General features: G+C 57.8%; 24 protein-coding genes. 10 read left to right on the forward strand and 14 right to left on the reverse strand.

Annotation, left to right across the window (positions count from 1 at the left end; genetic code table 11):
* Nucleotides 1–123 precede the first annotated feature (123 nt).
* From AC2FLB_RS13500 to AC2FLB_RS13520, 5 genes are read right to left on the reverse strand one after another with little or no spacing between them, the layout of a single operon-like run.
* On the reverse strand, nt 124–1,194 hold the full coding sequence (locus AC2FLB_RS13500; RefSeq protein WP_496709425.1) for a polyprenyl synthetase family protein: 1,071 nt from the start codon (nt 1,192–1,194) through the stop codon (nt 124–126).
* A 3-nt stretch (nt 1,195–1,197) separates the two neighbouring features.
* A complete protein-coding gene (locus AC2FLB_RS13505; RefSeq protein WP_142638506.1) occupies nt 1,198–3,246 on the reverse strand; it encodes a hydroxysqualene dehydroxylase in 2,049 nt (682 codons plus the stop codon).
* Nucleotides 3,239–4,066, reverse strand: a complete 828-nt coding sequence (locus AC2FLB_RS13510; RefSeq protein WP_496692824.1) for a DUF3237 domain-containing protein — start codon at nt 4,064–4,066, stop codon at nt 3,239–3,241. Before AC2FLB_RS13510 ends, AC2FLB_RS13505 begins: the two co-directional genes overlap by 8 nt.
* A gap of 14 nt (nt 4,067–4,080) precedes the next feature.
* Complete coding sequence (locus AC2FLB_RS13515; RefSeq protein WP_271951782.1) at nt 4,081–4,962, reverse strand: encapsulin; 882 nt, start codon at nt 4,960–4,962, stop codon at nt 4,081–4,083.
* A 53-nt stretch (nt 4,963–5,015) separates the two neighbouring features.
* The gene (locus AC2FLB_RS13520; RefSeq protein ID WP_496709426.1) at nt 5,016–8,219 is read right to left on the reverse strand and encodes an adenylate/guanylate cyclase domain-containing protein; all 3,204 of its coding nucleotides are present in this window, start codon (nt 8,217–8,219) and stop codon (nt 5,016–5,018) included.
* A gap of 448 nt (nt 8,220–8,667) precedes the next feature.
* Between AC2FLB_RS13520 and AC2FLB_RS13525 the strand changes: the two genes are divergently transcribed.
* From AC2FLB_RS13525 to AC2FLB_RS13550, 6 genes are all read left to right on the forward strand, one after another.
* Nucleotides 8,668–9,102: a hypothetical protein gene (locus tag AC2FLB_RS13525; RefSeq protein ID WP_496692822.1), complete on the forward strand. Its 435-nt coding sequence runs from the start codon at nt 8,668–8,670 to the stop codon at nt 9,100–9,102.
* Complete coding sequence (locus AC2FLB_RS13530) at nt 9,099–9,764, forward strand: MotA/TolQ/ExbB proton channel family protein (protein ID WP_496692821.1); 666 nt, start codon at nt 9,099–9,101, stop codon at nt 9,762–9,764. The genes AC2FLB_RS13525 and AC2FLB_RS13530 overlap by 4 nt, the downstream gene beginning before the upstream one ends.
* On the forward strand, nt 9,757–10,122 hold the full coding sequence (locus AC2FLB_RS13535; protein WP_496692820.1) for a biopolymer transporter ExbD: 366 nt from the start codon (nt 9,757–9,759) through the stop codon (nt 10,120–10,122). The genes AC2FLB_RS13530 and AC2FLB_RS13535 overlap by 8 nt, the downstream gene beginning before the upstream one ends.
* A 4-nt stretch (nt 10,123–10,126) precedes the next feature.
* The gene (locus AC2FLB_RS13540) at nt 10,127–10,504 is read left to right on the forward strand and encodes an ExbD/TolR family protein (RefSeq protein WP_271951792.1); all 378 of its coding nucleotides are present in this window, start codon (nt 10,127–10,129) and stop codon (nt 10,502–10,504) included.
* Nucleotides 10,501–11,634 (forward strand): energy transducer TonB family protein, encoded by a 1,134-nt coding sequence (locus tag AC2FLB_RS13545; RefSeq protein WP_496706922.1) that lies wholly within the window; start codon nt 10,501–10,503, stop codon nt 11,632–11,634. The genes AC2FLB_RS13540 and AC2FLB_RS13545 overlap by 4 nt, the downstream gene beginning before the upstream one ends.
* Nucleotides 11,635–12,076: 442 nt before the next feature.
* Nucleotides 12,077–13,084: a porin gene (locus AC2FLB_RS13550; protein ID WP_496678480.1), complete on the forward strand. Its 1,008-nt coding sequence runs from the start codon at nt 12,077–12,079 to the stop codon at nt 13,082–13,084.
* A gap of 60 nt (nt 13,085–13,144) precedes the next feature.
* Here AC2FLB_RS13550 and AC2FLB_RS13555 read toward each other — a convergent pair whose 3' ends face one another.
* From AC2FLB_RS13555 to AC2FLB_RS13575, 5 genes are read right to left on the reverse strand one after another with little or no spacing between them, the layout of a single operon-like run.
* Nucleotides 13,145–13,687, reverse strand: a complete 543-nt coding sequence (locus AC2FLB_RS13555; RefSeq protein WP_496706924.1) for a DUF3833 domain-containing protein — start codon at nt 13,685–13,687, stop codon at nt 13,145–13,147.
* Nucleotides 13,684–14,301 (reverse strand): DUF3833 domain-containing protein, encoded by a 618-nt coding sequence (locus AC2FLB_RS13560; protein ID WP_496692817.1) that lies wholly within the window; start codon nt 14,299–14,301, stop codon nt 13,684–13,686. The genes AC2FLB_RS13555 and AC2FLB_RS13560 overlap by 4 nt, the downstream gene beginning before the upstream one ends.
* Nucleotides 14,298–15,521 carry an MFS transporter gene (locus tag AC2FLB_RS13565; protein WP_496690287.1) on the reverse strand — a complete coding sequence of 408 codons (1,224 nt, stop codon included), beginning with the start codon at nt 15,519–15,521 and terminating at the stop codon, nt 14,298–14,300. The genes AC2FLB_RS13560 and AC2FLB_RS13565 overlap by 4 nt, the downstream gene beginning before the upstream one ends.
* Entirely contained in the window at nt 15,521–16,033 is a 513-nt protein-coding gene (locus tag AC2FLB_RS13570) for a hypothetical protein (protein ID WP_496709427.1), read from the reverse strand. Before AC2FLB_RS13570 ends, AC2FLB_RS13565 begins: the two co-directional genes overlap by 1 nt.
* The gene (locus AC2FLB_RS13575; RefSeq protein ID WP_496709485.1) at nt 16,017–17,351 is read right to left on the reverse strand and encodes an NAD(P)/FAD-dependent oxidoreductase; all 1,335 of its coding nucleotides are present in this window, start codon (nt 17,349–17,351) and stop codon (nt 16,017–16,019) included. Before AC2FLB_RS13575 ends, AC2FLB_RS13570 begins: the two co-directional genes overlap by 17 nt.
* Nucleotides 17,352–17,529: 178 nt before the next feature.
* On the opposite strand from AC2FLB_RS13575, the gene AC2FLB_RS13580 reads away from it, so the two are divergent.
* Nucleotides 17,530–18,255: an SDR family NAD(P)-dependent oxidoreductase gene (locus AC2FLB_RS13580; protein ID WP_142638532.1), complete on the forward strand. Its 726-nt coding sequence runs from the start codon at nt 17,530–17,532 to the stop codon at nt 18,253–18,255.
* A gap of 34 nt (nt 18,256–18,289) precedes the next feature.
* Here the strand turns inward: AC2FLB_RS13580 and AC2FLB_RS13585 are convergent, their stop codons facing one another.
* A complete protein-coding gene (locus AC2FLB_RS13585; RefSeq protein WP_496709428.1) occupies nt 18,290–18,577 on the reverse strand; it encodes an I78 family peptidase inhibitor in 288 nt (95 codons plus the stop codon).
* A 130-nt stretch (nt 18,578–18,707) separates the two neighbouring features.
* Between AC2FLB_RS13585 and AC2FLB_RS13590 the strand changes: the two genes are divergently transcribed.
* Complete coding sequence (locus tag AC2FLB_RS13590) at nt 18,708–19,820, forward strand: S-(hydroxymethyl)glutathione dehydrogenase/class III alcohol dehydrogenase (protein WP_496697919.1); 1,113 nt, start codon at nt 18,708–18,710, stop codon at nt 19,818–19,820.
* A gap of 95 nt (nt 19,821–19,915) precedes the next feature.
* Entirely contained in the window at nt 19,916–20,641 is a 726-nt protein-coding gene (locus tag AC2FLB_RS13595; protein ID WP_496692811.1) for an NYN domain-containing protein, read from the forward strand.
* 9 nt (nt 20,642–20,650) lie between these two features.
* On the opposite strand, the gene AC2FLB_RS13600 is transcribed toward AC2FLB_RS13595, so the two are convergent.
* On the reverse strand, nt 20,651–21,589 hold the full coding sequence (locus AC2FLB_RS13600) for a DMT family transporter (RefSeq protein WP_496690284.1): 939 nt from the start codon (nt 21,587–21,589) through the stop codon (nt 20,651–20,653).
* A gap of 112 nt (nt 21,590–21,701) precedes the next feature.
* Nucleotides 21,702–22,133 (reverse strand): group III truncated hemoglobin, encoded by a 432-nt coding sequence (locus tag AC2FLB_RS13605; RefSeq protein ID WP_142638539.1) that lies wholly within the window; start codon nt 22,131–22,133, stop codon nt 21,702–21,704.
* Nucleotides 22,134–22,298: 165 nt separating this feature from the next.
* Here AC2FLB_RS13605 and AC2FLB_RS13610 point away from each other — a divergent pair, with 165 nt between their 5' ends.
* The gene (locus AC2FLB_RS13610; RefSeq protein ID WP_142638541.1) at nt 22,299–22,766 is read left to right on the forward strand and encodes a DUF1203 domain-containing protein; all 468 of its coding nucleotides are present in this window, start codon (nt 22,299–22,301) and stop codon (nt 22,764–22,766) included.
* Here AC2FLB_RS13610 and AC2FLB_RS13615 read toward each other — a convergent pair.
* The gene (locus AC2FLB_RS13615) at nt 22,763–23,755 is read right to left on the reverse strand and encodes an ABC transporter ATP-binding protein (RefSeq protein WP_496709486.1); all 993 of its coding nucleotides are present in this window, start codon (nt 23,753–23,755) and stop codon (nt 22,763–22,765) included. The genes AC2FLB_RS13610 and AC2FLB_RS13615 overlap by 4 nt on opposite strands.
* Nucleotide 23,756: the final 1 nt, after the last annotated feature.

A 23,756-nucleotide genomic window follows, 5' to 3' on the forward strand; every position in this document is an offset into this window, starting at 1 on the left:
GTGCACAGCCTACAGCGTTTAGTAAATGACAAACTTGAAAGGAATGCGTATTGGATTCGGTGGTGGATTCACGGAATTTCGAAATTTAAGATATTGAATGTCTACAAAAAAATAGGGCGAGTGTTAGACTTGGCGCGCCACCAGATAATCCATGAACTGACCAAGAAACGCGCGCGGCGCCGCGTTGGTATTTGCAAATACAACATCGAATTCTCGACGAGCCGCCGCAAGCAGGTCATTTGCTGCGGCCTGAGCATATTCAATGCAAGAATAGTGGTTCATCCGCGCCAATACCCATTCGACCTCTTGCTCCGAACGGGCCGTTCTTGGCTTTTCTAGAAACTCTGACAGTCGTGACTGTTCCTGCCGATCCGCCTGCGCCCCAAGACGTCCCAGCATCAGCGTGCGTTTGCCTTCGTAGATATCCCCACCGATCTCTTTGCCGTATTTACCCTGGCTTCCCACAAGATTCAGAACGTCATCCTGGATCTGAAAGGCGGCCCCCAGAAAAAAGCCGAATGCGTTGAAGTCATCCAGATTCAGCGCTCCGGAGGCGACATCGTCCGGGCGCGCGATCAGGGCACCTATACGCATCGGGTGAATGAAGCTGTACCAGCAGGTTTTCTTCAGACACATGGTCAGGTAGTCGGACGGGCTAAGGTCAAGGCGATTGTCTTTTATCCATCCCAATTCAAGAGCTTGGCCCTCGATCGACTCTTTCAGCAGGTGATCAAACTCGTCCACCACGCGCGCGCCGGTCATCGGGCCCAGAGGGCCGAGGTTCTGGCGCAGCAGGCTCAGCGCCAGAGATTGCATGCCGTCGCCGATATTGATCGCCAAAGGCACACCAAGACGTTTGTGCATACATTCCCGACCCCTTCGGAAATCGCTGAGGTCTTCGATATCGTCATGAACCAGAAATGCATTGTGCAGCAATTCGATGACCGCAGCAGCAATTTCGGCATCCTCGGCCTTTCCGCCGAATGCTTCACACGTGGCCAGAAGAAGGGCAGGTCTAAGCCCTTTGCCCGAGGTTTCGATATAGTCTCGCATAGGCCCATAGAGATAGGCTTGCGGCTCACCCGTTGGCATTTTGTCCAACAGTACCTTGCGCGCCTGATCGCCATAACGCGTCAGTTGCTCAAGGAAACCTTGCGTGGCCGCGGATGCCGGCTGCGCCTCGGGAACAGTCACCTGTCAGCCCTTCTGTGTAATGATGACTTTGCGACCGGACGTGTCGGTTGGCGGTGAGGTCGCCTCAACAATGCCGATCGCCAGATCTTCGGCAAAGTCCGCGCCGGGGATCGGTGTGTCCCGGCCCGGCAGATGCGCGGCCATCAGATTATAGAGCTCTGGAGGTGCCGCGACCATGCGCAACGCGTCCGAGATCGCAGGGTCTTCGACAATTCCGCCGGGCTTGGAGTATTCGGCCGTCAGCGGACCAATCGCGGCCAGCGGTCCTTGCCCACCACGTTTGGTGCCGGTGGCGTCTTGTCCCATGCGCAAAGCGGCCTCGACAGCGATGGCAAAGCGTTCATCCCAGGGCTCACCCGCCTGATATCGGGCATAGTCATAGGCCCGCAGGGGTTGCAGGATGTCGGGCTCATGCAGATCCCAGATTTCACAGGGCTGCGCCTCAGAACCACTGCGCCGTAGGATGGCATTGACGGCTCTTCGGGCAGCCTCATTTGCGCCTTCCATGGTGGCCAGGTCGGTGTTGGTCCGGACGTAGTCGGACGCAAGCATAAAGTTCGGAATCAGCGTCGCCGCTTCGGGCCGCAGCCGCCAGCTGTTAATGCGGTTTACCAACAGCGGTTCGACATTGCTTTCTCGGGCAGGATGATCTGGGTCCTCGACGATGTCGGGATCCAGGAACCAATAGTGCAGTTCTTCATCCCTGAGGACGATGTTGCCATCAACGTTCAGGCTGCGTTTGAGCTGTTCCCAGACTTCTTTGGCGATTTCTTCACGAGAGCTGTCGCGCGCGGTTTTTCCGTTTGTGCCCGGCTTGTCCCATTCGGAAATATCGACCGAGAGCAATCCCTTGGTCTTACCGTCGGCCCAGTTTTCAAAATCTATCTGGGACCAGAATTGTTTTTGCGAAACAGCCGTCAGCGCCCAAGGGCTGTCGATAAAGATCACATGGCCATGGGCCAGTTCAACATCCTTGGTCAGGTAAAACTGTATGCCATTCATCCATTGCACGTCTTCGGCAAGCAATGGCAGCTTGGCCAGACCCGGATCTACCTTTGTCATGGCCGGCGTCACCAAAGGTGCAATGCGTTCAATGGGCAAGGCGCTGATGAACCAATCACCGGTGACCTGCTTTTGCGTGCCGTCCTGTTCAACCGTGGCGCTGGCAATTCGGCCGTTTCGGCATTCAATCCCGGTCACCTTGGAATCGAAATGGTACACTACACCCCGGCTTTTCAGATATTCCAGCCAAGGCTGAATCCAGACCAGATTGGTCGGCCCGTTCAGCAGCCTGTTGCTGGTCGCCTCGGGTGTTGCGATCCCAAGCTGCAGTTGAATGGCGACATCGCCAACGGTCTTGGTGCTTGCGGTTGTCGCTTTGGCCGCCACCAGTGACCGGGTCAGGCCGATTGCCAGAAACTTCTGATAGGCTTCGGACCGCTCCGCGGCGCCGATGAATTCCCACCAGCCGATACGTTCATACTCATCGAACCGGCGCTCTTTGCACGAGGTCGCAATGCGCCACATGCAACCAAGGAAATGTTCGATATCCTCAAAGTCGATTTCGTTGCGCGGCGAGATTGTATAGGCAAAGGTCTTGAGCGCATTGGCGACCTCTTTTAGCGATTGTGGAAACCGCTCGGGTACGATGATACCGGGGTGGTCGAACTGGCTGACCAATACCTGGGTTGTCGGAACCAGATTGTCGTAGCAGGTGCCCTTGTCATAATAGGGCGTGCGCGACATCGTATTGGTGATGTGCCGGTAGAAGTTAGGGAAGAACCGGAACCCATGTTCACCGGGCAACCAGGGGCGTTTGACACCGGGTGGCAGGTCATAGCCGTGCATCCCGATCCAGTCTTTCAGCGCTCTGATATGTTCCTCTTTCGAACCGTGATCGTCTTCACCTTCAAGCACGGGAATGCTGCGTGCCTTGCCGCCAGCGATAAGCTGACGCTCATACACTTCGACTTCGAAACCCCGTTCGATCAGCTCATGCGCGGCGCTCATCCCGCCGACGCCTCCGCCTAATATGACCACCTTTTCAGCCATCGGATGTTCCTTTCGCGGAATAGACGTCAAATCGCAGGGTGATGTCGGACAGGCTGGCCTCTCCGATTCCGAAACCCTGCAGACGGTTGATCCACATATAACGCGGATTCGAGGTCAGATACCGGGGTGCCAGCCGAACCGGGGCACTGGGTGGCAGCTTGCCCTTGGCAAGGGCGGCATAGCCATCCGTACCGAAATCGCAGATCCCGGTATCGTCGAACATGACCGGGGCACCGCCGGTTGTCGGATTGATCAGCGCCTTGGCATGCAGAATACCCACGCCATCAGGGCGCACGCGCATCCAGTCTCCGCCCACGGGCTCGATCGTTCCGTTCAGGTTCGGGCCGGTCACGGTACCGCCTTCTTTGATCGCAAAATGCAGCCATATGCCATCGGGAGTTTCACCCGATGGGTTGAAGTTGCCCGAAAACGGCACCTCAAAATGGGCGATATGATCCAGCACCGGACTGGATGTCTCGTGTTTTGGCGCGCGATCTTCTGGTTTCGGCGCGACCGCGTTTCCGGGGTCATAATCGCGCCCGCCCGAGGTCAGAACCGGCCGCCAGGTCATCTGTTTTCCCACAGCGGGAACGGGCAGGGCCGCTGCAAATTGTTGCAACCCCGTTTGTGGATCCTGACCCAGTGGCCACCCACGGACAGCCCGTTCAGGTCCGCCGCCTTCGCGATAGAACAGGCGCAGCGTGTCATGCGGAGATATCGCAGGCCCGGCCTCAACCAGAACCCGCTGTACCCCGGTGGCTGCTTGAAAGGCGGCCTCGGACCAGCGCAGGGTGACCCCGCCGTCGCTGAATTCCCGCATACCCATCGCGCCGGTCAGCACGTGATGGTCGAGATAGCCTGAGCTTCTTTGATCCTAAGGCGGAATTTCTGCTGAACGCGGAAGATATGATCGCCATCTGCCGAGGTCTGCAGATATTTGACAGCAATGTCAGAAGGCACAACAATCTCAACCGGTGCGCCCTGCAAAGACACCAGCACGGCCTTGTTCACCGGAAATGCGCCAGACCGCAGCAGCGGCCCGTCCAGAAATGGCAGAATGCTGTCGCGGGGCAGGACCATCGAGTTTTCCATCGGTGTCGTGACCGCCTGGAACAGGCCGTTACCCATCACACAGGCATAGGGTCCAAGATGACCCAGGGATTCCAGTTGACTGATACCCGCAACCACGGCCTCGAATACCTCGGGGCCGGTAGGCTTTTTCTTGGAACCGCTGGAAATGGGTTGTGCCTCCCCCGCTTCCAGCAGGCCTTCGTATTTTCCACCACCGCTTACGGTATAAACTGGGGGCAGCGTGACGGGTGCGCCGGGCGCGGGTTGGGGGCCTTCACCGGTGCCGGCCTGACCGTTAAAAATGATCTCATCCTCGACCCGTGCGACAATGGCAGCCGCCCGGCGGAACATGATCAGCGCGGCGGCCAGTTCGGGATCTGCAAGCTGTGCGCCTTTGACATGGACGTTCACGGACACTGTCGACAGCCGCGTCGTATCAAAATCATTCACGCCAAAGCGCATCTTTGGACCGGTCGCTTCGGGAACCAGTTCAAGCTTGTTCAGAGGAACCGATTGGGTATCAGCCGGTAGCGGGCCGTAGAGCGGCAGAAAACTGGCAGCAATACGCGCGCGCAACGCTTCATCGTGGACGGCCTTGTTCACAGCGTCCCACTGCTGCTGGTCCAATTCAAGTGCTTCGGTCATCGTCTCCCCCTTCTGGATGGCACTGCGCGGTTAAATCTGGCAGCTATCTAATTTCATAACGTTTTAGCAAATTTGTTCAGGCAATCCAGAGCGCGTTTCTCTTGAACAACTGCCCCGATGTCATGTGCAAGCTGCAGGGCTTGATTTGCCTCGGTGACAGCTTGGTCAAGGTCGCCACGGGCGGCCAATGCTTTAGCGCGCACACGGTGATATTCCGGCTTGTTCAACATCTCTCCACGCTCCCACCCGGGCGTGCAAACATGTTCAAGCCGGTTCAGGGCATCCTCGATATGACCCTGATCGATCAACAGCTCCGACAGGACAATCTGGTTTTGCGGGAAGGTAAAGTTGCCGCCAGCCTGGGACACAAGGTCCATATAGGTCCCGACACGAGCAGCCCCCCCGATCACGTCACCTTTGCCCGCCTGAGCCAGACCCAGATAGATATCCTGCATTGCGTGAAGATACAGGAACCCTTCTTCGTCCGCGATCCGACGCGCTTCGTTCATCGTATCGTCCAGCAAGTCCCATTCGCCCGCATACGGAAGGAACATCGACGACGCGCCCATAATGTAGACAAGGTTGGGGGCGTGTTCGAACGGCTTGCTGATTTCGATCGACTTCAGGCGGGCCTCTTCGGCCTCGTCGAATTTGCCAAGCTGCCACAGAAGACAGCCCTGAATGGCAAAGAACGACGCGCTGGTCGAGGACTGGGTCATCGGCATCATGGCCATGTCAAGCTCGGGCGTGATCAGGGCAAGGCCCCGTTCAAGCTGTCTTTCGCAATCGGCAAACTCACCGCGGAAATAATGAGTATAGCTGAGCGCCCGAGCAGCAAGGACGTTTGTAACCGGATCCGGTGCAAGGCTGGCCATGCCGTCAAGGGCCTGCGCCATCTCAAGTGCGCGGTTCATCTGGCCCGACACAAAGAAATGCGTCCATCGGCAGAAGGTTGCGGCAAACAGGGTTTCGCCCGCACCCAGCGCCTGTGCAAGATGCATCGCACGGGCTGCGGTCTGCCCAACCTGTGTGGATGACCAACCGTGTATCGCCATGAACGCAGGCAATACATTCATCTGAACGCCAAGCTCTACCCCATCTCGTTCGGGACCGCCGGGCATCGTTTCGATATTGCGCAATGCGGCCTGAAAAGCGGCAATCGCCGGTAGGTTCGCAAGGCGGCTGAGGGCCTGTTCACCCGCCAGAACCCAGTGGGTAACAGCCTCGCCCTTAAGACCGCCTAGATCGCAGTGATGCGCCACGGTATCCGGTGTAGGGTTACCAAAAGCCTTGTGACCGGTCAGCAATTCTTTGGCGATTTTCAGGTGAATCTGTTCCCGGTCTTCAAGTAAAAGCGACTGGTACGCTGTGTCCTGCACCAGCGCATGGTGGAACGTGTAAGTCGGCGCCCCGGCTTCGCTGGTGATGGATACCAGACCTGCACCGATCAGTTGGATCAATGCTGATTCCACATCCGTGTCCTTGGGTGCTACCGCATGGATCATCGCCGACGTGAAGCTGCGGCCAATCACGGATCCCAACTGCGCTACAGGTCGCGCATTTTCCATCCGGTCCAGCCGCGACATCAGCGAGTCATGAAGAGTTGCGGGGATACTGAGGGTTCCCATTACCCCGGCGTCGATGGGCACGTCCTGCGGCAGCTGATCCAGAACCGCCTTGGTCATTTCCTCGATATAAAGCGGCACACCATCGGCTTTTTCGACAATCTGTCTGACCAAAGTGACCGGCAGGCTGCGCGGTACGGCAACACGGCGCACCAGTTCAGACGCTTCGAGAACCGAAAGAGGTGTCAATTCGACGATTGACGTGCGGCCTTCAAAATGTTCCGGAGGCTCGTATTCAGGGCGGTGCGTCAGAACCACAAGGATGGGCAATTGGTCCAAGGCGTCGATCAGCGCGTCCAAGGCATCCAGCGTGGTTGCGTCCGCCCAGTGCACATCTTCGAATACCAACAGCAATGACCCGCGTTCATCGCAGATGCTCCCGGCACAGCGGATCAGCAAATCCAAAGATTTTCGTGCTTTCTTGATCGGATCGGGTTCGACCGGAGCGTCAGTTTCAAACCCGGCCAAATCCAATAGCAGCGCAGCATCTTCTTCGGTCAAACGAGAGGCGTTTTTCGCGTATTCCCTGATCGACTCGGTTACCTTGTCGGTATCAGTCTCATCCCCTGCAAACCGCCGAAGCTCGGCACGCAGCGGGTGCAGGGGCAAACTGGCAAGATGCGGGACACATTGCAGGGTCATAGGCCTTTGTCCCAGCGTTTTGCTGAGGGAATTGATCAGGCGCGATTTCCCGATACCGGCCGGGCCACCAACCAGCGCAACCTGACCCGATCCGCGCAGCACATGATCCCAAAGCCCTGTCAGGCCGGTCAGGTCGTCTTCGCGGGCAACCAATTTGACCGTGGACTTGCCGGTGCGCGCGTCGAACCGGCTGGCGGCGATCTTTTCGTCAATAACGCGGAAGACCGAGCGCTCACCATCAAATCCCTTCAATTCGTGATTGCCGCGCGGTTCAAAGTTAAAGGCCCCTTTTGTCAGGCGCCATGTCTCGGACGAGACGACAACTTCACCGGGATTGGCCAACCCCTGAAGGCGCGAGGCAAGGTTGGCCGTTTCGCCAACAATGAAATCCTGTGTTCCCAGGCTGGCAGAGGAAACAACCCCGACAACGACAACTCCGGTTGCGATTCCCGCGCGCAGGTCCAGGTTTTCACCGAACTTGTTTTCCAGATTCTGAACCGCTTCGATGGTTTCCAAAACCGCACGCACCGCGCGCTCGGTATCATCTTCAGTGGCTTTCGGATATCCGAAATACATCATGATGCCATCGCCCTGCTTATAAGCCAGGTGGCATCCGTGTTGTTTCATCGTGCCGATGGCGGTGTCCAGATACAGATTCATGATCTGCATCAGCTCTTCCGGATCATGCCGCTGTGCTAATTGCGTGGACCCGACCAGATCGCAGAATACAAGCGTCAGCTGTCGCCGTTCGGCCACGCGGGACATTGCGGGTCTGTCGGACGCTTCCTGAAGCTTCAGTTGTGCCTGTGTTTGCCGAAAACGTTTCCTTTGACCGACAGTCAAACCCAGATCTCGAAGTTCCGGGTCTGTCAATTCGTCCAATATTACGTCGTCTATCCCTTCTTCGAGAAACCGCGCGCTGAAGTCATGTAGATCGGCGTTTTGCAGAATAGTTGAAAGGCGTGTGGATTTCCCGATGACAGTCGTCATTGATCAGCGCTTGCCCCCTGGTACTTCTTCGGCACATCGTTGCATGCCTCTTTCGCGTCAATATCGCGCCGAATCCAAAAGATTGACGTGGTATCAGACCAATTTGGTAACAAGTGTGGCAGATGTCAGGCCGAATTGCTATGATATTGCGGTCAAGCCTCCCAAATGAATGGTTTTGTTGTCAAATCGGAACCAGCCCGGTGTGGTCACACCACTCAGACGCAATTTCGGTCGGTCCGAGGTTAATTGGCACCAGGTACAAGGCCTCAGGGGTTCAGCTTAATCCGGCCGGAAACCAGTGGCCTGACCGGATGGCCGTAAATATGCCGGTTGGTCACAAATGCGTCGCGAGCCCTTTCGCGGGCCATAGCTCTTGGATAAAAGAATAACGCGCCAGCACCGAAACGCCGGCCTTCGATGTCTTCATTGAATTACCGGGAGAATACCTGTGACGTCTTTCCGCCTGGCGAAACTCGCGATCCTTTGTCTTGGCATTCCAACCATGTCCCCTGCGCAATCCGCCGAGGACCCAAGCGCTGGGCTGTTGATGGAACTGAACAATCTGCAACAGGTCGAAGGCAACTGCCGACTGTCATTTCTGTTGCAAAATCAGACCGGTGCCGAGATTGAGGCCGCCAATTTTGAAACCGTTATCTTTAACGCGGAGGGCAATGTTGTCAGCCTGTCGCTGTATAATTTCCGCGATATTCCTGCGGGACGTCTGCGGGTGCGGCAGTTCAGCATCGCGGACATGATCTGCGGCGATGTTGGCCGGATTCTGATCAACGGATCCAATACATGTACGGTCGAAGGCGCCGAAAGCGATCTTTGCGACGAAGCCCTTACGCTAAACAACCGAACAGATGTGGAGTTTCTCAGATGAGCCCGCTTGATGCTTTGCGTGAAATTGTTGCCCTTGGCGGGCCGGTGGTTGCGGTCCTGATCGCCATGTCGATCGTGACGCTGGCCGTCACGCTGTACAAGCTTTGGCAATTCACGGTTTCCGGTGTCGGTCGGCACAAGATCCTGTCCCAGGCGCTTGCGGCCTGGGATGCCGGTGACACGCAGGCCGCAAGGGCCAAGCTGGCGGAAAGCCGCAGCTATCTTGCGCCGCTGGTCAACTCTGCCATGGATGCGCCCATCGTGCCGGGGCTGGACCAAAGGCTGGATGCCGAGGCCGGGTTGGCCCTGGCGGGCCTTGAGCGCGGCTTTCGTCTGTTGGACACCGTGGCACAGCTGGCACCGCTGCTGGGCCTGTTCGGCACCGTACTTGGCATGATCGAAGCGTTCCAGAGCCTGCAGACTGCCGGATCATCCGTTGATCCCTCGCTGCTTGCGGGCGGTATCTGGGTAGCGCTGGTCACCACAGCGGTTGGTCTGGCCGTGGCGATGCCGACCTCGATGGTTCTGTCCTGGTTCGAAAGTCGCACTGCGCGCGAACGGGTTTTTGCCGACAAGGCCTTGAGGACCGTTCTTGTTCCGGGGCGGGGATCGTCAGACTCTGCCCAGGTGGCCGCTGTCCCAACGACAGCAGATCATGCGTAATTCTGCACCATTTGTGCGACGGCCAATGTCGATGACGCCGCTCATCGACATCATATTTCTCTTGTTGCTCTTTTTCATGCTAACCTCGACATTCTCGAAATATGCCGAGATCGAATTAAGCAGCGCCACCGATGGCGCCTCTGTCGACGAAGTTACGGGTCAGCGGGTGTTTCTGCAGCTGGGATCAGAGCGCCTGATCCTGAACGGCGTTCCGGTCACATTGGACGAGGTGGTCGAGCAGGTGAACACAGGGCAGGTCCTGGTCAGCCTTGACCCCGATACAACCTCACAAAGGCTGGTCAATCTGCTGGTGCGGCTGCGTGGCCGTGACGGGTTGAGCGTTCTGGTGCTGGAGTGAGGCGATGATCCGCAATATTCGACCCCGCCGCAAACGCGATTCGACCATTGCTTTGATCAATGTCGTGTTTCTGATGCTGATCTTCTTTTTGATCACCGGAACCATCGCGCCGCCGCTGGATCCGGATCTGCAACTTGTGGATACGTCGGAACTGGAGGGCAGTGAGCCCCCCGACGCATTGGTTCTGCACAAGAACGGATTGCTCAGCTTTCGGGGCCAGCCGATGACACCCGAAGCCTATATGACCGGCCGTGACCCCGCGCCGGTGCGGATCGTGCCCGACCGGGATGCACCCGGCCACCGGCTGATCGAGGTGACAGGTACTCTGCGGCGGTTGGGGGCGACGTCGGTCTTTGTCGTGACCGAAAAGGCGCTGGAATGATCAGACGCTCGGTTGTCATTGCGACTATTGCGGTGCTGGTGTCGCTGTTGATTCACTTAGGCGGGTTGAGCGTGACAGCGCCCCATCTGACGGAAACCGCAGAACCCGCAGGCCCGGCCGATGCCATCGCGCTGGGCAATGAGTTCGAAGAGATTGCCGATGTCGTTGCGGACCCGGTTGAGCCCGAGCCCGCCCCCGAATCCGAACCGGAACCGGAAGAGCCGCTGGAGCCCGAACCGGCACCCGAACCCGAAGAAGTGCCGGTTAGCGAAGCATTGGTCGCCTCTGATAACCCTCAGCAGGTCCCTTCACCCGATCTGGGCAAGTCCGAAATCGTGCGCCCGGTTGTGACGGAAACGGTTGAGCCGTCGGAAACCACGTCTGAGACACCTTCGGACGCAAATGAAGCCGCCAGCCAGGACGAAGATTCCACGCCTCAGGCCGAACCCAGTGAGCAGGCCGAAACACCCGAAGGAGTGCCCGAGGCCAGCCCGGTGCAAGCCGAAGAACAGGCAGCGGTTGACCCGGCCCCGGCTGAAGTTCCCACGCCCGAGCCATCGCCGGTTCCCGACATACCGCTGATAGCTGACATTCCCGACGTCGACATCCCACTTGTCGAGCCCGAACCCGAACCTGAGGCGGAGGAAGAGACAGAGACGGCACTGACCTCTTCGGTGCGTCCGAAGCTACCGGATCAACGGCCTAGTTCCAAACCGCAGGGCGTCTTGCCGGGCTCCAACGATTTCAGTGATCTGCGGTTCCCTGAGAAAGAGGTCGAATCCCCGCTGTCGCAGTACAAACGCGCGGGAATTGACCCGTTCACACGCGGCAACACCAGTGCCGGTTCAGGGGGAAGGGGGCCAGGCAATTCCACCAAAACCAATTATGCTGGCCGTGTGCTCATGCATCTGAACCGGGCGCCTTTGGTCTATGTTTCGGCGCGCGGTTTCGCTCAGGTCTTTTTTCAGATCAACCCGGATGGAACCTTGGCCTTTGTCGATGTGGTCGACAGCTCTGGATCCCCCGAAGTCGACCGTGCTGCCAAGGCGCAGGTTCGCGCGGCGTCGCCTTTCCCGTTGCCCCCTGGCGGTGTCAGCCGCAGCCTGTCATTTTTCTATAGCAGCAACTAGCATATGGTGCCGTAGCAGGATCGCATCCGACCCGAGGCGCGGCTGGGCATTATGCCGTCTGAATGGGCGTGGTCTTGGACGAGGCAATACTCGGAACGCGGAATCTCAGATTGCGACTCACCTGAAATTGGGCTGCAGTCACAACAGGGCTAGGGACCGAGAATCCCTGAATCATGCGACCTGTCAATAATTCCCGGTTTAAAGAGGTGGTCTGGCTTTTTTGCGTTCAAATTTTTGTAACGTTTCCAATGGGCGAACAAAGTGCTCGAAAAGCTTGAATATCTGCGCCCTGCGGCCTTTTTGCCCGGTGCAAAGTGGCAACACCGTTGCAGGCAGAGGGCGTGGAAAATCCCGTCTCGCTATTGTGCCCATGTTGAAATTATTCGACGAATTTAGCCGCCGCTTCGGTGGCACTACTCCTCTCAAAACTTATGGATTAACCATGAAAAACGTACTCATCGCATCGACCGCGCTGATTGCAACCGCCAGTGTTGCTGCCGCGGAAGTCAAATTCAGCGGCTATGGCCGCTTTGGTCTGGGCTATGAAGAAGACCGTTCAGCAACCACCACCACAACGACCGCGTCTGGTGCGGTCAATTCAAACAACGCCTCGACCGACGATACCATTTTGGTGTCGCGTTTTCGTCTGAACATCGACGCCAGTGCCGAAACAGATGGCGGCGTTGAATTCCAGGGCCGTGTTCGTCTGCAGGCGGATGACGATTCAAGCACCGGCGAGCAGAACGAAGCTGGCCTGAATGGCGCCCGTTTCTCGGTTATCTATGGCGGCCTGCGTGTTGACGCCGGTAACGTTTCGGGTTCGTTCGACAACCTGGATGACTACTTCGGTACCGAGCCGGGCCTGGAAGAATTCCTGGGTCAGTATTCGGGCGTGAACTATTCCTTCCTGGAATACAGCTCAACCGGCACGGGCGCGAATGCTGTGTTCTTCCGCTACACCGTTGGCGATCTGGCATTCTCGGCATCCTATGACCAGGACACGAAATTCCTGGGCGCAGGCATCACTGACGACCGTGATCGCTGGGACGTAAGCGCATCTTACACCTTCAACAACTTCACAGCCTCGCTGGCATATGGTGAAACTGATGAAGGCGCAGGCGTTGACAAGGAAAGCCTGACTGTTCTGACCCTTGGTGCAGAACTGGGCGATTTCTACGGCACCCTGTTCGTGGCTGACGATGACGTCAACAACGACGCCGAAGATGGCACCGCTTATGGTTTCTCGGTCGCCTATGATCTGGGTGCGGCAACCACGCTGCAGCTGGTTTACGGTGACGGTTCGGCTGACGACGACACCCGCAATATCGGTGTTGGCGCCATCTATGACCTGGGCGGCGGTGTATCGCTGCGTGGTGCAGTTGGCGAGATCAAAGACGGCGACGACGACGGCAAGATCCGTGCCGACTTTGGTGCTCAGTTCAACTTCTAAGCTGATCTGAACCAGATTGATCTAAGGGCGGGCCTTCGGGTTCGCCCTTTTTCTGTCTGACTATTTCTTTTCAAAGAACAAAATGACCTCACCCAGCCGGATGCCATAGCGCGAGACATAGGCCCGGTTTAGCAGCCGGTCATCGCTCAGCAGCCACATCCAGTCATCGAAATCGACCCGCATGGTCCCATCCTTGACGGGCAGGTCGATCTTGTAGGTCCAGTTGAACGTGTCACCACGCTCGATCCCGCTGGCGGTGCCCAGCACGCCGGGGGCTGTGCCGGTCCAGGTATCCTCGCCGGTTTTGGTCAGGGTCCAGGCGCGCTGCTCGGTTGCGCCGTCGTCATAGACGAAATCCTCGATCAGGGTCAGCGTCTCGCCATCCCATGTACCATTGATATCAACAGTGAACCGGCGTGGCACATTGCCCAGAACATCCTGAAATTGACCATAGGCCACAGTCTGACCCTCAAAGAACTCTTCCAGGTTCAACTGCCGATCGGACAAAAAGGTCTTGGGGGTTCGGGGTTTCGCGGAGCAGGCAGCCAGAACGGTCAGCCCCAGAACAGCAAGGCCAGCGATGACAAGACGACGTGGTTTCATTGCAGCACCCGTGTTTCAGCGGCGGTGTCATGGCCATTCGCCCGGTCCAGATAGGCCGATTTGGTGGAGGGCGCCGGGCGCATGGTGGCTATCAGCTCGGCGACTTTGATGCCGAACTTTCGCATCTCGGATCGGTTCATGATCACGCCACTTTCCGTCAGGTACATCCAGTCGGTCACGTCCAGCGTGTGCCCCCCTGCGTCCTCGGGCAGGATGATCTTGTAGGTCAGCTTTACGGTCGAGCCCGAGACCGTGCCGCGCCCTTCGCCCACGATGTCATCTGCTGTCGCAATGAATGTGTTTCCTGTGCCCAGAGTCAGATACCATTTGCGGGCCATCTTCTTGCCGTTGGAATAGGTGAAATTCTCAGTCAGGGTGCCTGTGTTGCCGTCCCATTCCCCGACCATACGGGCGACAAAGCTGTTCGACATCTTGCCGTCGGGGCCATAGATCAGCCCTTCGGACAGGATCTCCCCGTTCAGGTTTTCCTTCATTTCAAAGGCGGGGCCGGTACCGCTGTAATCCTCAGGCGATTGGGCCCGAAAGCTAAGATAGCGCCCCTTTGCAATGGACAGGGCGAAGATGATGAGCAGGGCTATAGCAAGTAGTTTCATTTGGCTGAGACCTCAGTTGGCAGCGTCAGGACCATTCCAAACGCGCCGAGTTTCAGGATGCAGGGCAAAATGGCATAGGCGAGGTTGAGCGTTTGCAGCGCCTCGGCTGAATTTGCCTGTCCCGGGGTGAATCCGCTGCGTTCCAGCAATGGAAGGGTGAAAAAGGCCGCCAGAGCCAGCCCCAGCTTGCCCGCGAATGACCAGATGCCGAATGCGGCGGATGCGTTCAGACCTGCGCGTGTCAGAGCGACCGAGAACATGGCCGGCAGCACCACCATATCCGCCCCAAGTGCGGCGCCCGATGCAATACAGATCAGGGCGAACCCGGCAAGGCTGCCGGTTGACAGCGTCGCGGCGCTGACAAAGGCCGCAATCGACAGCGGCATGGCGATCATTAGGGTCTGTTTCGGGCCAATCCGATTGCTGAGCCGTGCCCAAAGGGGCACGCTTGCCCCCGCGCTGAGGAAGAACAAGATCAACAGCGGTCCTGCCATGCCTGGCAGTTGCAGCCGGTCTTCGACAAAAAACAGAAACAGGGTAGAGGTGATGGCGACCGGCAAGCTGTTGATCAGCGCAAGAACCAGCAGGCGCAACGCACCGGCATCGCCGAGCCCGGAAAAGGTCAGGGCTTGTCCGGTTATCGGCGCGCGTCGCCAGATCGGGGCCGTCAGGACAAATGTCAGAATGGCGATGAGGCCCAAAAACAGCCCGAACGCAGGATAGCCCTGCGCCTGCGCGCCAAAGGCGACAAACAGCGCGGGGGCACTTGCGGCAAGTATCACGCCGGTTAGCTGCCCGCCCTCGCGATAGGCGGCGAGTGTCATCAGCTCGGACGGGGTGGGCGTTTTGGCCAACGTGGCGCTGCGGCCATAGAGCAGGATGGTTCCCAGGCTGTAGGCTGAAAACAGCAGGATAAGGATGGCCACCAAACTGGCAACGGACGCGCCCTCAGACAGAGTGAACAGCAGCGGGAAGCCAACGGCCAGCCCAAGTGCGGCGAGGGCAGCAAACAAGAGCTGGCCACCAGGCCACCGGTCAATCGCCCAGCCAATCAGGGGATCCTGCACAAGGTCAACCAAACGGATCAGCAACAGGACGGCGCCGATCACCCCAAGGCCAATGCCCAGATTGACCGCCGCAAAACGCGGCAGGTGAATGTAAAGCGGGATGCCTGCGGCGGCGAGCATCAACGCATAGAGACTGACCCGGGGATACAGCATCACTGACCCTTCAACTGCCGGGTAAAGTTGGCCGATCTAGTGTTGCTGCCAAGAAAGATCGACATGAATGCGCGCGTGATGCCCGGCCTCGACAAGGTGCAGGTTCTGCTGCCATTGCGCCAGAACCCGATCTTGTCCGGCCCCTCCGGGATTGCTAGATAGCTGTCGCCTTTGCTGACGGCCTGAAAACAGGCCTGCAACTGATCGGCGGTTGGAGTCGGGTTGCCCTGTCGCACCATTTCGTCAAGCGTCGACTTGATCAGAGCCTTCTGCGCGATGGATTTGCGGTATGTCAGTTTCAGTCCGAACTCTTGATTCCAGTTAAACGGTGCGCCGCCGGGCGTATAAAGCCTGGCATCGTAAACCGGCAAACCCAGGAACCGGAACGTAGAGCTGCCAAGAACCTGTGGATCGCCCAGCCGGTCAGCCAAAGGCGACGCCGCCAAGCCGCAGGGCAGCATCATCGCCAGCGCCAGAATGGCCGGGCACATCAGCTTAGAGAGCGGCCGCAACAGGGATGGCCGCGATCTGTTCGGGGGTGCCATTGTCTGCTCCGATGGTTTGCGGGGTGCCGGTGATCCGCTCGACGACATGCATCGCGCTGGCAATCCCGTCTTCGTGAAACCCGTGCCGGTTATAGGCGCCCGCAAACCAGGTGCGGTTCTGTCCTTGCATCTCGCGGATTTGCCCCTGTGCCCAAAGTGCGGCCTTGTCAAAAACCGGATGGGCGAATTCGACCTTATCATAGATCTTGTCGGCGGCGATCTCGGATGAGGCGTTCAGCGTCACAAACAGCGGGTCACTGTCGGGAATCTTCTGCAGCCTGTTCATCCAATAGGTCACCCCGACATTCCCGGCCTGCGAGCGATAGGTCCAGCTGGACCAGCAGGCCCGGCGTTTGGGCATCTGCGACGGATCGCAATGCAGGATGGCCGTGTTGGGCTGATACTGGATCGCGCCAAGCGCGGCTGCTTCGGCTGGGGTGGCATCCTGGCCCAGAATGGCAAGGGATTGATCCGAGTGGGTGGCCAGAATGATCTCATCATACTGATCCGACTGGCCTTGGCTGTGAACGGTCACGCCTATCTCATTGCGCTGAACCCTCTGAACGGGGCTGGCCAGACGTATTTCGGCCCCGCGGGCACGCAGGGTGGCGTCAATCCGGCGGACATATTCAATGCTGCCACCCTTTACCGTGTACCATTGGTGCTGATTGGCGCGGCCATTGGCCAGCAGAGCGTGATTGCGAAAGAACTGCACGAGCGACCGCGCTGGGAATTGATCCACAAATTCAACTGGGGTCGACCAGATCGCACCGCACATGGGCATCAGATAATTGTGCCGAAACCAGTGCCCCAACCGCAGCTGATCAACCAGCTCTCCGATCGTTGTGTCATCGTCCTTGGCTGCGTCCGGGGCCTCTCTGCCAAAACGCAGGATGTCGGCGATCATCTTGTAATAGGCCGGCCGCGCAAGGTTGCGTTTCTGCGCCGTAAGAGTGCGCAGGTTGTTCAGCCCGTATTCGATGCGCCCGTTGTCGATGGTCGCACCAAAGCTCATCTCGGATTTTTCGACAGGCACGTTCAGCGTATCGAACAACCGTGTCAGGTAAGGGTAGGTGGCATAGTTGAAGACGATAAAACCGGTATCGACGGGTTGATCGCCATTTTTGCCCGCCGTGACCGTGCGGGCATGCCCGCCAAGCCTGGGTTCAGCCTCAAAGAGTGTCACGTCATTGTTTTCGGAAAGATAATAAGCCGCTGAAAGGCCTGAAATGCCTGCGCCAACTATGGCGATTTTTTTCCTGCCCCTTTGGGTTTCGTCGAACATGATAGCCTCGTTACGTGACATTTTGATAATGAATACGCAGTAGGAGCAGGATTGGATCATTCAAGACAGGGGTTTTTCAGGTGCGGCTGCAATTTAGCGGCCTCACCGCGAGCAACCGAAGGTGATCCAAACTGGCCGTGTAACCGTATTGAAATAACACAATTCAGAAATGGTCGGCATGAACAGCTTTGACGGGAAAACTTATTGGATAGTTGGCGCAAGCGAAGGTCTGGGTCGTGCATTGGCGCAAGCTCTGAGCAATCGCGGCGCCCGGGTGATCCTGTCGGCGCGAAACGCGAAACGCCTGGATGAAATCTGCAGCATTCTGCCAAATTCAAAAGCCATTCGTTGCGATGTCGCTGATTTAGACTCTGTTCGACGTGCCGCTTCCGCTGCCGGAAAAGTGGATGGCCTTATCTATAATGCCGGGGCTTATGACCCGATGCGCAGCACTGAGTGGAACACCGAGGCCGCTCTTCGGATGTCCGATGTGAATTTTCAGGGCGCTTTGCGGGTTCTGGGCGAAATACTTCCTGGGTTTGTTAAGGCCGGGCAGGGGGAGATAACGCTGATCGGGTCGCTGTCCGGCTATCATGGCCTGCCATCTGCAGTCGGGTATGGTGCCAGCAAGGCGGCTTTGATTTCACTGGCAGAAACCATGCGGCATGATCTGGCGGGTTCGGGCGTCACGGTTCGGATCGTAAATCCCGGCTTCATCAAGACTCGCCTGACCGAAAAGAACAGTTTCAGGATGCCGATGCTGATGACGCCTCAGGGCGCGGCCCAGCATGTGGTTCGGGCAATGTCCCGCCACAGATTCCGCACAGACTTCCCAGCGCCGTTTTCATGGCTGATCCGCCTTGTGGGCTATTTGCCGGATTGGGTGATATATCGCGGAAGATAGGCCCTAACATTGGGGTTTTGAGCTTCTGCCAGGCTTAACCGCAGGTCAGGCTCTGTATGATCCCCGAGCCGTCCACAAAGACGTTCAGCCGGTCGATGCGATAATCCTGTGTGGCGATGTCATCGGGGCCTAAAACGCGCGACCGTTCGGGTAATTGCGACTGAATGGTCGATACAGGCTTGCCAATCGCATCGGCAACTGGCTCTCCTTTGCAAAAAGCCAAATCCACCGGGGCGGGTTCAAGTGGCGGTGGCGCGTCCTCAGGAGCGGGCGACTCCGTACATGCGACCAGCAAAATCAAAACAGGGGTCAAACGGCGCATTGGCGCTCCTCTTTCTGGCAATGTCGTTTCTGTAATATCAAATATTTAGCATTGCTGCCATCAAAGCGCAGTTGAAAAAACCCTGCATTTAACGCAGGGTCAGGCCAAATTTGACTGGGAGAAGTACATCATGCGCACCCGTGCCGCCGTTGCCGTTCAGGCCGGCAAACCTTTGGAAGTGATGGATGTGAACCTCGAAGGCCCCAAGGCGGGCGAGGTTCTGGTCGAGATCAAGGCGACCGGCATTTGCCACACCGACGAATTCACCCTGTCGGGTGCAGACCCCGAAGGCCTGTTCCCCGCCATTCTGGGCCATGAAGGCGCAGGTGTGGTGGTCGATGTCGGCCCGGGCGTGACCAGCCTGAAGCCGGGCGATCACGTGATCCCGCTTTACACCCCCGAGTGTCGCGAATGTGAATACTGCCTGCATCCCAAAACCAACCTGTGTCAGGCGATCCGTTCGACGCAGGGCCAAGGGTTGATGCCCGATGGCACCTCTCGGTTCTCGACGCTGGATGGTGATCCGATCCTGCATTACATGGGCTGCTCGACCTTTGCCAACCACACGGTCCTGCCGGAAATCGCGCTTGCCAAAGTGCGCCCGGACGCGCCTTTCGACAAGATCTGCTATATCGGTTGCGGCGTGACCACCGGCATCGGCGCGGTGATCAACACCGCCAAGGTCGAGATCGGCAGCCGCGCCATTGTCTTTGGTCTGGGTGGCATCGGCCTGAACGTCATTCAAGGTCTACGATTGGCAGGCGCCGACCAGATCGTCGGCGTCGACCTGAACCCCTCCAAGGTGGAAATGGCCACCCGGTTCGGTATGACCGACTTCGTCAACCCGGCTGAGGTTGAAGGCGATCTGGTGCCTTATCTGGTCAATCTGACCAAGGGCGGCGCAGATTACACCTTTGACGCAACGGGCAATGTCGGCGTGATGCGCACGGCGCTGGAATCGGCGCATAAGGGCTGGGGCGAGTCGATCATAATCGGCGTGGCACCTGCAGGGGCCGAGATCTCGACCCGCCCGTTCCAGTTGGTCACCGGTCGGTCCTGGCGCGGTACGGCCTTTGGCGGCGCCCGTGGCCGCACGGATGTGCCCAAGATCGTCGATTGGTACATGGAAGGTAAGATCGAGATCGACCCGATGATCACCCACACCATGGGCCTGGACGACATCAACCATGGGTTCGACCTGATGCATAAGGGCGAAAGCATCCGCTCGGTTGTGGTATACTGAGAAAACCGAAATAGTTTCCGAGGGCGGGCTTTTGCTCGCCCTTTTTGGGTCTTACATTCCTCACTATGAATTAAATTTAAGGTTGAGGATTTCAGGTGACGACAGGAAAGACAGACCGTCTGGCGGTTCTGATCGATGCGGACAATGTCTCTGCAAAACATGCAGCAGAGATTTTCGAAGAAATTGCCACGCTCGGTGAGGCTGGTTTAAGGCGGATATACGGGGATTTCTCGAACGGATCACCGCAGGGATGGGAGGCCAAATCTCTGGCCGAATACGCCATCGTTCCGCATCAGCAATTCGCCAACACATCCGGCAAGAACTCCAGCGACATTGCCTTGGTCATTGATGCCATGGATATTCTACATTCGGGTCGGTTCAGCGGCTTTGTGTTGGTCTCGTCAGACAGCGACTTCACGCGCCTTGCCAGTCGGATACGCGAGCAGGGGTTGGATGTGTTCGGAATAGGAGAACGCAAAGCCCCCAAGGCCTTTGTGGCAGCGTGCAATCGGTTCATCTATATTGATAATATTGAGAAGCCAGCGGCACATAACCCACAGGCCAAAAAGTCCGAAAGCCCAAAGCCAAAGCAAGAGCTGAACCATGCCTATCAGCTTATTCGCAATGTCGTTCAGAATACCAATGAGCCGGACGGCTGGACCAGCCTTGGGATTGTCGGAAGTCAGCTGGGTAAGATGTATCCGGATTTTGATTCCCGCTCTTATGGCCACAAAAGGCTGAGCGATCTGGTGCGTGCCATAGACCGGTTTGAAAAGAGCGGCGAAAATGGTGGTCTCAGGATCAGATGCAAAGAGCCGTAAAGGCAGGGGTCATTCTCCTGGTCGCGTCGCCCCTGTATCCGAACGCGGTGAGCGAACCCGCAGAACCGGGGTGTTGGCTGAGGTGGTGTTCGACCGGCTCTCGCGCCAGACGACGAAGACACCAGATGCGATGATGATGCTGGCGCCGACGGCAACCCAGCCGTCTGGCTTTTCGCCGAAAAACGCCATGCCAAAGATCGTGGCCCAGATGATCTGGCTGTATTGGCTGGGGGCGATGACCCCCGCTGGCGCGGCACGATAAGCCAGAATAATCAGGTGTTGGGCAATGACAGAAAATACTCCGACCAGTGCCATCATGGCCAGATGCAACAAGGACGGAGGCTGATAAACGGCCGGTTGCGCGATGCTCATGACCACTATGGCCAGCAGCATCGGATAAAGGATCAGAACGGCCGAGCGTTCCTCATTGCCGATCTTACGGACCAAAACTGACGCGAAAGCGCTGCAGAACGCGGCCGTCAGCGCCGCCAGATGGCCTAGCGTGATGTCCGTGGTACCCGGGCGCAGAACGATCAACACGCCGATCAGGCCCACGCCAACCGCGGCCCAACGCTGGGCGCGGACCACCTCGCCCAATATGGGGATCGACAGGACCGTGACGATCAGCGGGAAAGAGAACAGGAGTGAATATACCTCGGCCAAAGGCAGGACCGAAAAGGAATAAAATGCGCAGGACATGCCTGTGACCATCAACCCCGACCGCAGCAGGACCAGCCAGGGATGGTGCGGAAGGAAGTTGCCGGTAGAGCGGTCTGTCAGGATTGTCACGGCCATCGGCACAAAGGAAAACAGCGTGGCGAAAAAGATGATTTGCATCACCGAATAGGTTCCGCCCAGCACCTTGATCAGCGCATCGTGGCTGGCAAAGACAGCAAAGCCCAGAAACGCATAGCCAAGGCCCCTGAGGGTGGTGTTTTGAGTGCTCATCGGTCTGGCCTTGGGCAGCGGAATGGTGGGTTCATCCGTTGCATAAACCCATTTTTCAGAGTCTGATAGCCCTTATTTTACCGCTAACATGGCAACCGGCCATGATCTGAGATCATCGCAGGATCGGTGGCGCGTCCTTTGGCTGGCGCGCGGATTGTACACCCACTTTCATCCCTACGCCGATGCGCCGGGCCAGCGCCACCCAGGGCAGCGCGGTTTCTGCGGGCAGGGTGCTATGGGCCACCTCCTCGAACAGGTCCAGCCAATGATCGAACAATTCGGGCCTGATATCAGGCCTTTCGATGTGAATACGCTGCGGATTTCCGTCATAACAACGCTCATGCAGAATGGCGTTGCGCCAGAACGCGGCGATCTTGTTCTCGTGCGGGGGCCAGTCGCTGACATGGTTTGCAAAGACCGGCGCCAGTGCCTCGTCCTGCCGGACGCGGGCGTAGAATGCGCTCACCTGCGACATGATCTGTTCAGCGGTGGCGGGAAACCTCGGAGGAATTCCTGGGCGGGCAGGAGAGGTAGGTTTGGACATGGGCGTTCCGAAACTGAATTGCGTCCCGTTCAGATCGGATTGTAGCCCGTGCTGTCAAGCCACGGCGCGTATATGTCGCGCTGTCTCAAAGAAGCGTTTGCGCAGGAAACGGGTCGGTTCCCCTCGCCGGGTCAGGCATCTTTTGTACAAAGAAGGAGACCTAACATGCACAAAATATCTGCCCTCCCCACCGCGCAGGTTCAGGCCTATCGCCAAGGTGCGCCTGATGGTTATGGTAACCCGCCCGAACGGGCGATATCGAACGGGGAAGGAAACCCCTGCCGTCATTGCCTGACCTATATTCCCAAGGGAAAGGAAATGCTGGTGCTGGCCCACCGGCCCTTTCCAGCGACACAACCTTTTGCTGAAACCGGGCCGATTTACCTTTGTGTAGAGCATTGTCAGCGCTATGAGGATCTCACCAACCTGCCCGAGGCGCTGACCGCCTCACCCAATTATCTGATTAAAGGGTACGGATCGGACGACAGGATTGTTTACGGCACCGGGATCATTACGCCGCAGGCGGAATTGCAAAACGCTGCCGGGGATATCTTTGCCCGCGCGGATGTCGCCTATATCCACATCAGATCCGCGTCGAATAACTGCTATCACGCGCGGATCGACCGCGCCTAAAGCTTAACCCGGTGCAATCCCCGGCGCGGCTGATCAAGATCAGCTGCCGGGACTTCGCCCGCCCGGGTCGAGGTCAGGGCCAGGAACACATCCTCAAGATCTGCTTCTTCGGTGCGAACGTCCCGGATACGCATGCCCACGGCCCTGACGGATTCCAGAACCTGTTCGGCACTGGTCTGGGCACTGCGATAGCGCAGCACCAGGCTGCCATCGTCGCGCAGTGTGGCCTCGACTCCCTCGGTCGCAGGCAGTTCAGTGACGGGGCCATCCGGAATAATTACCATCGTCCGACCATCCATGCGGCCCAGCAGGTCTGCCGTGCTGTCCTGTGCGATCTTTTCGCCATGATTGATGATGGCGATCTGGTCGCACATCTCCTGTGCTTCTTCCAGGTAATGCGTCGTCAGGATGATGGTCATGCCCTGCTGGTTCAGCTTGCGCACGTTGGCCCAGAGCATTTGGCGCAGCTCGATATCCACGCCCGCTGTGGGTTCGTCCAGAACCAGCACTTTGGGGTTATGCACCAAAGCCTTGGCCAACAGCAACCGGCGCCGCATACCGCCGGACAGGGTGCGGGCATAGGCCTCGGCCTTGTCGCTGAGGCCAACCAGTTCGAGGATTTCATCACTGCGCCGCTGCGCCTTTGGTACACCATATAGGCCAGCCTGAACCTCCAAAGCACCGCGCGGAGTAAAGAAAGGGTCCAGGTTCAGCTCTTGCGGCATAACGCCGATGGCAGCGCGAGATTGGCGCGGGTTGCGGTCTTGGTCATGACCCCAGATCGACACATGGCCTGCAGATTTAACCACCAGCCCGGCCAGAATGTTGATCAGGGTCGATTTCCCGGCCCCGTTCGGCCCGAGCAATCCAAAGACTGAACCACGCGGGATTGTCAGGTCGATACCCTTCAGCGCCTGCTTTTCAGGCTGGCCCTTGCTGCCGCGATAGGTCTTGCGCAGCCCTTCGATCCTGATTGCCGCATTGTCCATG

Source organism: Ruegeria sp. CDSA236 (genome assembly GCF_059611285.1).